This window comes from Chitinophaga sp. Ak27 (assembly GCF_012726295.1).
In the GTDB taxonomy this organism is placed as follows: Bacteria; Bacteroidota; Bacteroidia; order Chitinophagales; family Chitinophagaceae; genus Chitinophaga.
Map to the genome: position 1 here is coordinate 721,417 of NZ_JABAOB010000001.1, position 12,654 is coordinate 734,070.

Annotated in this window: 11 protein-coding genes; 8 read left to right on the forward strand and 3 right to left on the reverse strand. The window is 49.1% G+C overall.

The genetic code is table 11. From position 1 onward, the window contains the following. The first annotated feature begins 2 nt into the window (after positions 1-2). From HGH90_RS02820 to HGH90_RS02855, 8 genes are all read left to right on the forward strand, one after another. Positions 3-647, forward strand: a complete 645-nt coding sequence (locus tag HGH90_RS02820) for an SCO family protein (protein ID WP_168763489.1) — start codon at positions 3-5, stop codon at positions 645-647. Beyond that, entirely contained in the window at positions 637-1,167 is a 531-nt protein-coding gene (locus tag HGH90_RS02825) for a c-type cytochrome (RefSeq protein ID WP_168763490.1), read from the forward strand. Before HGH90_RS02820 ends, HGH90_RS02825 begins: the two co-directional genes overlap by 11 nt. Positions 1,168-1,286: 119 nt before the next feature. After that, positions 1,287-1,877, forward strand: coding sequence for an RNA polymerase sigma factor (locus tag HGH90_RS02830; protein WP_169190343.1), 591 nt, complete (start codon positions 1,287-1,289; stop codon positions 1,875-1,877). 112 nt (positions 1,878-1,989) lie between these two features. Then, entirely contained in the window at positions 1,990-2,967 is a 978-nt protein-coding gene (locus tag HGH90_RS02835) for a FecR family protein (RefSeq protein ID WP_169190344.1), read from the forward strand. 10 nt (positions 2,968-2,977) lie between these two features. Further along, positions 2,978-6,391, forward strand: coding sequence for a SusC/RagA family TonB-linked outer membrane protein (locus HGH90_RS02840; RefSeq protein ID WP_169190345.1), 3,414 nt, complete (start codon positions 2,978-2,980; stop codon positions 6,389-6,391). A 23-nt stretch (positions 6,392-6,414) separates the two neighbouring features. Then, entirely contained in the window at positions 6,415-7,872 is a 1,458-nt protein-coding gene (locus HGH90_RS02845) for a SusD/RagB family nutrient-binding outer membrane lipoprotein (protein WP_168763494.1), read from the forward strand. A gap of 29 nt (positions 7,873-7,901) precedes the next feature. Continuing rightward, on the forward strand, positions 7,902-9,182 hold the full coding sequence (locus tag HGH90_RS02850; protein WP_168763495.1) for a DUF5689 domain-containing protein: 1,281 nt from the start codon (positions 7,902-7,904) through the stop codon (positions 9,180-9,182). Between the two features lie 156 nt (positions 9,183-9,338). Beyond that, positions 9,339-9,797, forward strand: a complete 459-nt coding sequence (locus HGH90_RS02855) for an SRPBCC domain-containing protein (protein ID WP_168763496.1) — start codon at positions 9,339-9,341, stop codon at positions 9,795-9,797. A gap of 17 nt (positions 9,798-9,814) precedes the next feature. Here HGH90_RS02855 and cfa read toward each other — a convergent pair whose 3' ends face one another. From cfa to HGH90_RS02870, 3 genes are all read right to left on the reverse strand, one after another. Beyond that, positions 9,815-10,936 carry a cyclopropane fatty acyl phospholipid synthase gene (cfa, locus tag HGH90_RS02860; RefSeq protein WP_168763497.1) on the reverse strand — a complete coding sequence of 374 codons (1,122 nt, stop codon included), beginning with the start codon at positions 10,934-10,936 and terminating at the stop codon, positions 9,815-9,817. Then, positions 10,917-11,120, reverse strand: coding sequence for a hypothetical protein (locus tag HGH90_RS02865; protein WP_168763498.1), 204 nt, complete (start codon positions 11,118-11,120; stop codon positions 10,917-10,919). Before HGH90_RS02865 ends, cfa begins: the two co-directional genes overlap by 20 nt. A 102-nt stretch (positions 11,121-11,222) precedes the next feature. Beyond that, on the reverse strand, positions 11,223-12,479 hold the full coding sequence (locus HGH90_RS02870) for a sugar MFS transporter (protein WP_168763499.1): 1,257 nt from the start codon (positions 12,477-12,479) through the stop codon (positions 11,223-11,225). Positions 12,480-12,654: the final 175 nt, after the last annotated feature.

Sequence of the window (12,654 nt, forward strand, 5' to 3'; positions counted from 1 at the left end):
ACATGCACAGATTCCATATACTCCACTCCTGGAAAGCAGCACTGATAGCATTGATCGGGCTACCACTACTGGCCTGGAGCATTGTGCACTGGACCGAAAATAAATTTGGGACACTCCCGCTCTATGGCCGCAACCAGCAATTGGCTGCCACCCAAAAAGAAGCGGTATACCTGCCGCCTTTCTCCTTTATGGATCAGGACCAGCAAGTCGTTACAAACGACTGGTTGCAAAACCGTATCTGCGTGGCCAATTTCTTCTTCACGTCCTGCCCGGTAGTATGTCCTAAAATGATGCATCAACTGCAACGTTTAGCCGCGGCAGACAGCAGCCTGCGTATCCTGTCGCTCACCGTAGACCCCGACCGGGATACCCCGGCCACATTACAACGCTATGGCACGAGGTGGCACATTCCGCCTCAAACCTGGAAATTGCTCACCGGCAACAAAAAGAGCCTCTACTATTTTGCCCGTAAAGGACTATACCTCACCGCCACAGATGGCGACGGAGGAAAAGATGATTTCATTCATAGCGATAACATCGTATTACTGGATCAACAGCAACGCATCAGGGGATATTATCCCGGTACTTCGGCCAGCACAATCGCCCTGCTCCTGTCTGATATCAAAAAATTACAACATGAAAAATAAAGTTCTCTTCTTCCTTTTCCTGCTTTTACCGGCCTTCCTCCGGGCAGCCGACCCCGTATCAGGGAAAAAGCTATTCCAGGCCCGCTGTGCTTCCTGCCACAACGTAAATAAAAAGCTGATCGGTCCGGCCCTTGCAGGAGTAGAAAACAGGCGCAGCCTGGAATGGATACTCAGCTTCGTAAAGGGTTCCCAAAGCATGATCAAAGCCGGTGATAAAGACGCATTAACCGTATACAACCAAAACAACCAGGTAACCATGCCCGATCATCCCGATCTCAGTGATGACCTCATTAAAGATATACTCGCCTATGTGAAAGAAGAAGCCAGCAAAGCTCCCAAAGACGAAGCCCCCTTTGCCCGCCCCTCGCAAAAACAACCCCACCTGATGCCGCTCACCATCTATAATATGCCTTTTATGATTGCCTATATCATGCTCGTCATCATCATGATCATACTCCTCATTTTCCTCGTAAATCTCAAAAGCTATGAAAAACATATGGATGATAAAAGAAAGGAATAATATGGGCCATCCCCCCTCCCAATCCCATCAAAATATCCCCTGTACAGTATGAACTTTTTATTAAATTAGGGAGCGCTGAAGTAATTAAACTATCGCCTTACTTAATTTCGCCACCCTATATGCAACCTGTATCAGAACTAAATGGAGCAGAGTGGAATCAGCAGACTTTTAAAGTTTTGTATGATGAGTATTATGTACTGGTAAGCCGGTACTGCTACGCGTTTACGGGCGATTATGAACTGGCCCGGGACATTGCCGCTGAATTGTTTTGTGACCTCTGGCGCCAGCGCGCCAACATCCGCGTGAACACCAATATCAAAAACTACCTGCTGGTAGCCGCACGCCGCCGCTGCAAAAAACATAAAGATAAACTCCCCCTCACCATTACCATTGCAGATGATCAACTGGAAGAAGGCATCTCGCATCATACACCCGATACACATATGGTGCATAAAGAATCAAAAGCAGCACTGCAACAACTCCTGCTGCGACTAGACCCGGTGAAAAAAGAAATCATTGACCTAAAACTACTGGGACTCACTAATAAAGAAATTGCCCACCTCCTGCATGTCACTCCCAAAAAAGTAGAGTACCAGCTAAACACCGCCATCCGGGTACTACAGGATGAAATAAAAACCATGCAGCTCACTGCACAGGATTGCGAAATAGGCCTCATGATTGGCTCCCTGTTACTGCTCATCCCTTCCTAGCAATCCGCCCAAATCCTTTGCTGTATCGCAAAATCACTTGTTAACAATTCCTTAACACACATTTACAGGAATTTGGGATCGGCGCCTCCTCCTCTATAATAAACGGCTTACTTTGAACGCTAATATCTTATTTCGTTATATCCATGAACTATCAGATGCCGCCGAACGGGAAATGGTAGTAGCCTGGCTACAGGAATCGGAAAAGAACAGGGATATACTGGCTGCCCTGGCACAACGTAAACTATCGCTCGAAAAAGCAGCCGATAAAGACAGTGCCGACAGCGACTGGCTTAAAATACAAGCTAGTATAGAGGAAGCGCCCATCAAGAAAATGTTTCCGTGGAAACGTTACAGCGCCGCTGCCGCCATAGCAGCCATGCTGTGCACCACCAGCTGGTACTGGGCACACCGCCCGGCCCCCGTTACGCCACACCTGGTGAAACTAATCACCACCGCCCGTGATAAAAAACGTATCACCTTGCCCGACAGCACAGAGGTATGGCTGCAATACAACTCCTCCATTACCTACGATGCCACCACCTTCCACAACAGCGAACGGTGCGTGACCCTGCAGGGAACCGCTTTCTTCAACGTTACCAGCAACGCAGCCCAACCCTTCCGGGTAAAAACATCCCATACAGCCATTACCGTATTAGGTACCTCTTTCCATATCAACGCACGTGAAAATGCACCGCAGGAAATTGCCGTGGCCACCGGTAAGATCAATGTAACCGCCGATCAGCTCAACATCAACCTGCTGCCGGAACAAAAAATCAGTTACGACCCGGCTACGCATAAAACAACTACCAGCCATATCTCCCTCCACCAGATAACTGGCCTGAGAGATAATAAACTGGTATTTGAAAACGACGACTTACCCGGCATTGCCGCAAAACTGGAACAATGGTATAACCGTAAAGTCATTATCCATGGTACACCACAACGGGTATCCTTCACCGGTAGCGTAGAAGACAATGGCATTCAAGCTGTACTCGGGGGACTCAGCTTCCTTGCTGGGGTACAATACAACGTAACCGCAGACAGTGTTATTCTTTCTTTACAATCAAATTCTCTCCGGAACAACAAATAAATAATGTAGCATGAAAAAAATTATTGGCGGGCTGTGTTGCCTGGTACTGGCGGGGTCAGTATGGGCGCAAACGGCTACCCGTGTCATCCAGTTTACAAAAAAAAAGATGTCCCTCCAGGAGGTGATCACCACCCTCCAGCAACAAGAGAAAATAGCGGTGCTGTACGACGATAAAATAGTACGCGCACGCCATGAACTACAACTGCCGGCAGCAAAAATGCCGCTGGAAAAGCTGCTGGCCCTCATCGCCGCGCAAACCGGCTTCGACATAAAACTGCAGGGCAACAATATCTACATTAAAGACAAAGACACCGACGCCGCAGAAAAAGTACCCGTAAAAGGCGTAGTGCTGGGCAGCGACGCCGACGGCGCCTTGCCCGGCGTAAGCATCTCTATCGATGGTAAAACAGCCGCCGTCACCGGGGAAAACGGCATCTTCGATATACAGGCCCCCGTTGGCAGCTACGTGGTATTCCGTGCCATCGGCCTCGATCCATATACTTACCCGGTAGCCGGCGCTGCTGCCAATCTCAAAATAAAAATGCAACAAAACATCACCCAACTGGAAGGTGTGGTGGTAACGGCACTCGGCATCAAGCGCGATGAAAAAGCCCTGGGATATGCTGTCAGTAAAGTAAGCAATGAACAGCTTACCGACGCACTGAGTAACAACTGGACCAACGCACTCACCGGGAAAGTGGCCGGACTCAATATGCTGAAATCCAACGGAGGCCCCGCAGGCTCCACTAAAATTATACTGCGCGGCGAAAACAATATCACCGGCAGCAGTGAAGCCCTCATCGTAGTTGATGGCGTTATTATCAATGGTAGCAGCGGTAAACAAACCGGCAATGGCAGCGGCTCCTATCTCGATGGCGACTCCCCCACCGATTTTGGTACCAGCCTCAATGATATCAACCCCGATGATATTGAAAGTGTATCCGTATTGAAAGGCCCCGGCGCTGCCGCCCTCTATGGCGCCAGGGGAGCCAACGGCGCCATCATCATCACCACCAAATCCGGTAAAGTGAAAAAAGGACTGGGCGTTACCGTTAACTCCAATGCTACCTTCGAAACAATTAACCGCTGGCCCGACTATCAATACGAATACGGACAGGGCGCATCCGGACAGGATACCTGGTACTCCTACGGCGCTACCGCCGACGGCGCCAGCACCCGAAGCACTAGCTCCGCCTGGGGCCCTAAATTCGACGGACAAATGTACTACCAGTATGATCCCGTTACCCATACCGGCGGCACCGTCAGAACACCCTGGGTGCCTTATAAAAACAATCGTAAAGACTTCTTTAATACCGCCAAAACATTTACCAACAGCGTAACACTGGAGGGTGGTAATAACAACACCTCCATCCGGTTATCCTATACCAACCTGAATAACAACTGGATCGTGCCTAATACCGGATATGGCAGAAATACCGTGGCATTATCCGTCAATCACAAAGTATCGGATAAACTACAAATCGCTGCCAAAGTAAATTATACCAACAAGAAAAGTGATAACCTGCCCTCCAGCGGTTACAATAACCAGACGATTATGTATTTCATCCGCGGTATGGTGCCCAACGCCAACCTCGACTGGTTCAAGGAATACTGGCTACCCGGACAGGAACAAATGGCGCAAAACCGCCCTTTCAGCAGTCTGCTCGACAACCCTTACCTGCAGGCTTATGAAATGCTGAATAAAGTAAACCGCAACGGCGTTATTGGTAATATATCCGCTACCTACAACTTCACCAAAGACCTCAGCCTGATGGTACGTACCTCGCTGGATTACAGCACAGAAAGCCGCTCCCAGCAACGTCCGAAAAATACCCAGAAGTTTGCAGATGGTATGTTCCGTACACAAAACATATATTCCCGTGAACTGAACAATGACTTCCTCCTGCGTTATCACCACGCGGTTACCAGTAAGTTCGATGCCACCATCTCCCTCGGAGGCAGCCAGATGCGTAACTTCTACAATCGCGATGAAGTACGGGCCGACAAACTCAGGTATCCCGGCGTATACAATTTTGCCAACAGCAAAAATATCCCGGTAGCATTGCCATACAGCTCACAATATGCGGTGAACAGCTTCTATGGCCTGGCGCAGTTCAGCTACAATAATTACCTGTTCCTGGATATTACCGCGCGTAACGACTGGAGCAGCACCCTCGCGTCGGAAACCTCCACAGATAACACCTCTTTTTTCTACCCTTCCATTAATACATCGGCTATCCTGTCGGATATCTTTAAACTGCCGGCAGCCATCTCCCTGCTGAAAGTACGATCGTCTGTTTCAGGTGTAGGTAGTGGTGGCACCACTCCTTACTTTACCCGCTTCGGCTACCTGAAAGAACAATTCCAGAGCGGTCTTTCCAACCCTGGATACATCGCCAATCCCAACCTGAAGCCGATGAAAACCATCAGCGTGGAAGCAGGAATAGACGCCAGCATGTTCCACAATCGCCTCGGCTTCGGTATCACCTTCTATCAAAACAATACGCATAACCAGATCATACAAGCGCCGCTCGACAAAGCCACCGGCTTCAAAGGCGCCATCATCAATGCCGGTACGGTAGCCAACAAGGGCATCGAAATAGAAGCCAGCGCTACGCCGGTGAAAAAGCCCAAAGGCATTACCTGGATCGTGAACGGTACTTTTGCCGCTAACCGTAGCCGCATCAGCTCTCTCCCCGATGGTATTGAAACGTATGTAATGTCTACCGGCCCTGCCGGCCGTGGTTCCATTGAAGCCCGCCCCGGCGGACGAATGGGCGACATCTACGGTCTGGGCTATCAACGCTCCCCCGACGGCCAAATCATCTATAACGACCAAGGCTATCCACTGTTGTCCGAAACCGCTTCCTATCTCGGTAATACCAACCCCGACTGGAAAGCAGGGATCACCAACACCTTCACCTATAAAAAATTCCGTTTCAGCTTCCTGTTCGACGGGCAAACCGGCGGGGTAGCCTACTCCCTCACCCACTCTGTCCTGGCTGAAGAAGGCAAACTGAAAAAAACCATACCCGGCCGCTATAATGGTATCATCGGCGATGGCGTAATCAGGAATGCAGATGGCACCTTCCGTAAAAATGATGTGGTGGCGGCTAACATTCAAACTTATTATTCCGAACATTTTAAACGGGATAATATTGAGTCCAACCTGTTCAGCACTGACTTTATCAAACTACGGGAAGCCCGGTTGGATTACACAGTCACACCGCAATTCCTGAAAAAAATCGGTTTCACTAGAGGCACCATCGGCCTGTATGGCCGCGACCTGCTGGTATTCAGCCACTGGCCTTCCTTTGACCCCGAATTTGGTACCCTGGGAGATGGAGACATCAACGCCGGTTTTGAAATCGGTCAGTTCCCCTCCACCCGGAGCTTTGGTATTAATCTTACCGCATCATTCTAGTTTTTATCGCAAAAAGAAGTATCATGAAAAATATCAGGATCACTGCCTTTTCTCTATTGGCCACCCTTTGTATCGGTACGATGGCTTGTAAAAAGGATTTCATCAATATCAACAACGATCCCAACACGTCGCCGGTAGCCACCCCGGAAACCTTGCTGGCGCCGGCATTATATAGCGTAATTAATAATAATCAAACCCGCGCGCTCCGCCTCACCAATGAACTGATGCAGGATCATGTGACCACCATCAATTCCGATGAAATACACCGCTATATCATCCGCCCCGGCGAATCAGATAATATGTGGAATAATTGGTACCTGGCCCGCACCAACTTCGTAGATATGTACAAAGGCGCTCAAAAATTACAGTCCAGCACATATATGGGTATCGGTTTGATCCTCGATGTATGGACCACCTCCATGCTCACAGATATGTTTGGAGATGTACCTTACTCAGAAGCCAACAGGGGGCGCGATACGATTTACCAACCCAAATTTGACGCGCAGAAGGATATTTACGCCGACCTGTTTCGCAAACTGGAAGAAGCCAATACCCTGCTGGCTAAAAAGCAAACCGTGCCTACCGATGATGCCCCGCTGGATCCCCTGTACAAAGGCGATTCCACGGTTAACCAATGGCGCAAATTCGGCAACTCCCTTTACCTGCGCCTGCTGATGCGCGCTTCGGCGAAAACGGACATCAATGCAGCGGCCAAGATAAAAGAGATCGCAGAAACGAATACCGGTAACTATCCCATCTTCCAGAACAACGAAGAATCCGCCATTCTCCGATTTACCGGCGTACCTCCGTACACTTCCGCTTTTTATACCTACCGGGAGTTTGACTTCAACGGCGATAACGGACTCTCTACCTTCTTCATCAATAACCTGAAAGAATGGGGTGATCCCCGCATCGCCAAATGGGCTACTACCGTGAGTGGCGCCTATGAAGGCATTCCCAGTGGATATGCGCCGGGAAATATTCCCCAACGAATGTCTTACTATCCCAAAGCACTCATGAATGAACCCTTACTGGGAAATATCATGAACTACCCCGAGCTGCAGTTCATCCTGGCAGAAGCAGCCCTTAAAGGCTATATCTCCGGCAATCCCGCTACCTACTACAATAAAGGCGTGGAAGCCGGGATTACACTCTGGGGCCTCGCCATACCCTCGGGGTATACCAACCGCGAAGGCGTAAAATGGAACGACGCACTCTCCCTGGAAGATAAAATGGAGATGATCATGGTACAGAAATACTATAGCCTCTTTTTCACCGACTTCCAGCAATGGCACGAATACAAACGCACCGGGCACCCCGTATTGCCTAAAGGACCAGGGTTGCAGAATAATGGCCTGATGCCGGCACGCTTCAAATACCCGGTATATGTACAATCGCTCAACCGTACCAACTACCAGAAAGCGGTAGCTGCCATGGGAGGCGATGACCTGAACGTAAAGGTATGGTGGAACAAAAATTAATTCTTTAGCGGAAATAAATAATCTCAATCATGAAATATATACGTTTCTCAGCAACCCTCTTACTGGCAGGCATGGCCTTCACCGGTTGTCTGAAGAAAGATATCGATTATGCACATGGCACTCCCAGCCCCGTAGCCGCCGTGGAAGTATTGCGCAACACCTTTAAAGGCACCACCTTTCAATTAACGACCGACCACCTGATGGGCGCCGGTCGTATTAATGGCGTGGTGATTTCTGATACCAGCTCCGGCAACCTAGCGGCCGGCAACCTGGTGATACAGGACCAGGGCCGCGGCATCCTCCGCGGTATTACCATTGCCATGGGCGCCAATACCGCTGTTAACTACAGTGTAGGCGATTCCGTTACCATCAACATCATAGGCGCCACATTGTCGAATGTAAATGGTACCCTGCAACTCAGCGGCATCAGCCCGGATAAAATTACCCTGCTGAAACGGAAAGCGAAAGTCACGGTGAAAAGCATTTCCCTCTCTGAACTGGCAGCCAATTTCTCCAATTACGAAGGAACCCTGGTAAAAGTGAATGCAGACTTTAAAAACCTGCCTGCGCCCACCGATACTTATGCGGGAGACAAACAGCTGTTTGACGGACTGAATGCCTCTATCGTATTACATACCCAGGAAAGCGCTGCCTTTGCAAAGGATAAGATGCCTGCCAGCGCCACCTTTACCGGTATCCCGGTTTACTACAATGCCAATGGCAATTTCACGGACAGCAATACAGTTAAACAATTACGTTTACGTACAGCCAAAGACGTTAGTAACGCCAGCGGACCTTTATACGCCGGCTACCCGGAAGATTTTGAATCGCCCGATGCTGCAGAAAAAGGGAGCTACGCCGCGAAAGTCATTACCTTAAAAACAGGCCTGTGGCTGCTCGACCAGGCAATACTGGGAACCACGAAAGATCGCGACCGGTTCAATCCCGCCGGCAAACAATGTATACGCATGCAGCAAAACCTCGACAGATCCGGGTATGTACAGATGAACTTCGACCTGCCTAACGGCGCGTCCAAAGTAACCCTGTCGTACGGATCCTACTATACCGATGCCAGCTGCAGCTGGCTGCTGGAGTACTCTACCAGCCAGGGCGCTAATTGGCTCCCCGCCGGCGATACTATCCGCGATGCCAGCGCCACCGCTAAAACCGCTACGTTCCTGATGAATATAAAAGGTCCGGTACGTTTTCGCATTAACAAACTGGGATTAGGCACTACTGACAATCTCCATATCTTCAATGGCCGCCTGAGCATAGAGGATATAGCCATCTTTAAAGCGCTGAGTTATTAGCGAAGAAGCTTAAAGCAAAAAACTCAAAGCGATGACAGCAAATGATATTTACGATGTAAAAGTCGTATTGGTCATTCGCCGTCTTCGCTTTGAGTTTTCTGCCTTTAGCTTTCCGCTTTTTCGTATATTCGTTATCCTCACTAAACACGCCCTGTTATGCAATCATTAGAAATCAATGCTGCTATCCAGGTAGCCAAACCAAGGCAGGAAGTTTTCCAGGCCATTATCGACCCGAAGAAAATGTCGGGCTATTTTATTGCCAATGGCTCTGCCACGATGGAAGCCGGTAAAGAAGTGACCTGGCAATTCCCAGAATTTCCTGACCAATTTACCATCAAAGTGCTGAAAATTGTACCGGATGAATTAGTTTCCTTTGAATGGGAGGGCGCTAAAGATCATCATCTCACTGTAAATATTGCACTTACGGAAAGACCTGGTAACGCTACATTAATAAAGATCTCTGAGGGCAAGATGGATAATAATGAAGCAGGTATCCAATGGCTGAAAGGAAACACCGAAGGATGGGCTAACTTCCTCGCTTGTTTGAAAGCATATCTGGAGTACAACATTAACCTGAGAACAGGCGGATTTGACTACCTGAAAAAAGAGGGATAATACTTTCTGCAACCGCTCTAAGGCTGGTCAAACCGGTACCCACCGGGAACGCCATTTTTTGAAAGCACGATTTGCCACAGCTGACTTTTCCTCGCCCGGAAAGAACCGGCGCAGGATAGCAGGTAATACTTCCACATGCGGAAAAAAGTAGTATCATAACGGGATTTGAGCTGGTCCCAATGCTGTACTACATTATCGTACCAGGCCATCAGGGTACGATCGTAGTTGACGCTGAAATTCTGCCAGTGTTCCATCACAAACAATCCTTCAATAAACTGTCCTATCAGCCGGATGGTGGGAATCATAGCGTGAGGGAAAATGTATTTATTCAGCCACCGGTCTGTAAACGGGTTGGCTGTGTTACCACCAATAGAATGCAGCAAAAATAATCCGTCGTCTTTCAGGCAGCGGTGAACCATTTGCAGGTAAGTGCCATAATTTTTGTACCCTACGTGTTCAAACATGCCCAGAGATACAATGGCATCAAACGATTCACGTACCGCGCGGTAGTCGGTAAGCCGTATTTCTACCGGCAGGCCCTTGCAACGGGCAGCCGCCAGCTCCGCTTGTTCTTTGGAGATGGTAATGCCGGTTACCTTTACGCCGTAATGTTCGGCTGCATAACGGGCAAAACTCCCCCAGCCACAGCCGATGTCCAGCACATGCATGCCGGGTTGCAGCTGCAACTTGCGGCAGCTCAGCTCCAACTTATATTCCTGTGCTTCGTCCAGGGTATGGGCCTTTTCCCAGAAGCCGCAGGTATAGGTCATCCGCTTGTCGAGCATGGCTTCAAACAGATCATTGCCGATATCGTAATGCGCACTGCCGTTGCGGTAAGCCAGGGAGGAGGTCTGGAAATTCAATACCCGGGCCGCTAAAACTTCCGCCTGGAACGACAGGCTCTTTTTGACCTTTACATCGAGGTTGGCCCTCAGTACTTTGGCAAAGAACTCATCGAGGCACTCGCAGTCCCACCGCTGGTGCATATATGACTCCCCTAATCCCAGGGAGCCGTTGTGCAATACTGATTTATAAAAAGTGGCGTCATGTACCTGTATGTCCCATGGTTGTTGGCCGTTGATAGCAATGCCGGCAGAAGATAAAAGATGAGTGACGATTTCATTTGGTGTACGGACCATAGCTGTTCGATCTTTGATGAATCAATGCATCTACTAAGTTAGGAACAATGAATGCGGCCCGTTTGTTCATCAATATATCCCAGCTTCCATATCCCCGGCGCAGGCAGCGCGGCCGGCGGGTACCGTTAGCCGCATCAAGGGCCAGGTCAGGAGAATAATGCTGCCGGACCGCAAATGTGTGCATCCTTATCTTAATCCAGGATGATATCCTGTTTGGGGTAAATGATTGGCCCCATAGCGTTACCGCCCCTGGGGCAGGCATATTACAAAGCGGTAGTTCATCCGCCTATCTTAGTTTATACAATTTATAGCCAAAAAGGAAGATTACGGCATAACAAACTACCGGCAGGTAGTATGCAGTAGCAATGTTAGTGTCAGCAATACGACCCATGAGGAAAGGAAATACGGCCCCTCCAAACATCCCCATCACAATAAAGGAAGAAGCCTGTTGGGTTTTAGGGCCCAGGTCCTTTAACCCAAGGCTGAATATAGTGGGATACATAATGCTGAAGAAGAAGTTGATCATCAGCAGGGCAATATAGGAAGTCCAACCCCAGCCTTGTGCTACCAGTATGCACATCAGTATATTGCCGAGTGCAAAGGCTGCAAGCAGCTTATTTGGAGCAATATAACGCATTAGGGCGGTGCCCACGAAGCGACCGGCCAGCATCATCCCCATAAATGGCAGCATAAAGTAACCTGCTTTTTCATCAGAGAAATGCATCACCTCATGCCCGTAGTTGATGAAAAAGGCCCAGGTGCCTGCCTGTGCAGCCACGTTAAAGAACTGGGCAACTACTGCCCATACGAAATTTTTATGCTGGAATAATGTTTTGCGATCGTCCTTTAGGTCAACTGCTTCCCCGGTGCCATCATGCGGATCTGTTACGGGCGGCACTTTCACCAAAGCAAATGCAAGGGCGATAGCAGCGATTACGGCCCCGATATAAATATACAGCTGCTTAACTGACACCAATTCATTTCCTGCCTCGTGGGTAGCGCTCAGCAGGAAATGCGTCCCCAGTGTAGGGCCTACCATTGCGCCAACCGCATTGAACGACTGGGCAAAGTTAATACGCTGATCGCTGGTGCGTTGATCGCCCAGGGCGGCCATAAAGGGGTGCGCCACTGTTTCCAGCGTAGCCATGCCACAAGCCAGTACAAAGAGGGCTATCCGGAAAACAGCAAAGGAGCCTGCGTTTGCAGCAGGCACAAACAGGAAGGCGCCCATGGCATATAGCGTAAGGCCTAAAAGCACCCCATTTTTGTATCCCATCTTCTTAATAAATAATCCCGCCGGGATACCCATCAACGCATAGGCGCCAAAGATGGAAAACTGCACCAGCCCGGACTGGGACTTGGATACATTTAATACGTTTTGGAAATGTTTGTTAAGCACATCCCCCATCGTGAGGGCAATGCCCCAGCACATGAACAGTGAGGTAACGAATATCAGTGTAATCACATATTTTTTCTCGGTGAATTTTGCCGGCGAAGCGGAAGAAACGGCTTTTTCTTCTACCAGCGAGTCGGGTGATAGCATCTTCTGAGTTTTTAATTTTTTTATATAACGTGGATCGGTCACATTCAATACTCCAATATACGGCGTAGAAAGCAAAAAGCATAAAGCGGAAAGCAAAAAGCTATTGAAGGGGATGCCCACAGCAGGTATTTTGTCAAATATCCGCTAACATCATTCACGTCAATAGCTTTTTGCT

Excerpts from the sequence above, each read along its gene's own strand:
- HGH90_RS02865 (WP_168763498.1), bottom strand. The coding sequence starts at position 11,120 with ATGCACACATTTGCGGTCCGGCAGCATTATTCTCCTGACCTGGCCCTT.
- HGH90_RS02830 (WP_169190343.1), top strand. The coding sequence starts at position 1,287 with ATGCAACCTGTATCAGAACTAAATGGAGCAGAGTGGAATCAGCAGACT.
- HGH90_RS02870 (WP_168763499.1), bottom strand. The coding sequence starts at position 12,479 with ATGCTATCACCCGACTCGCTGGTAGAAGAAAAAGCCGTTTCTTCCGCT.
- HGH90_RS02845 (WP_168763494.1), top strand. The coding sequence starts at position 6,415 with ATGAAAAATATCAGGATCACTGCCTTTTCTCTATTGGCCACCCTTTGT.
- HGH90_RS02840 (WP_169190345.1), top strand. The coding sequence starts at position 2,978 with ATGAAAAAAATTATTGGCGGGCTGTGTTGCCTGGTACTGGCGGGGTCA.
- HGH90_RS02825 (WP_168763490.1), top strand. The coding sequence starts at position 637 with ATGAAAAATAAAGTTCTCTTCTTCCTTTTCCTGCTTTTACCGGCCTTC.
- HGH90_RS02855 (WP_168763496.1), top strand. The coding sequence starts at position 9,339 with ATGCAATCATTAGAAATCAATGCTGCTATCCAGGTAGCCAAACCAAGG.
- HGH90_RS02850 (WP_168763495.1), top strand. The coding sequence starts at position 7,902 with ATGAAATATATACGTTTCTCAGCAACCCTCTTACTGGCAGGCATGGCC.
- HGH90_RS02820 (WP_168763489.1), top strand. The coding sequence starts at position 3 with ATGCACAGATTCCATATACTCCACTCCTGGAAAGCAGCACTGATAGCA.
- cfa (WP_168763497.1), bottom strand. The coding sequence starts at position 10,936 with ATGGTCCGTACACCAAATGAAATCGTCACTCATCTTTTATCTTCTGCC.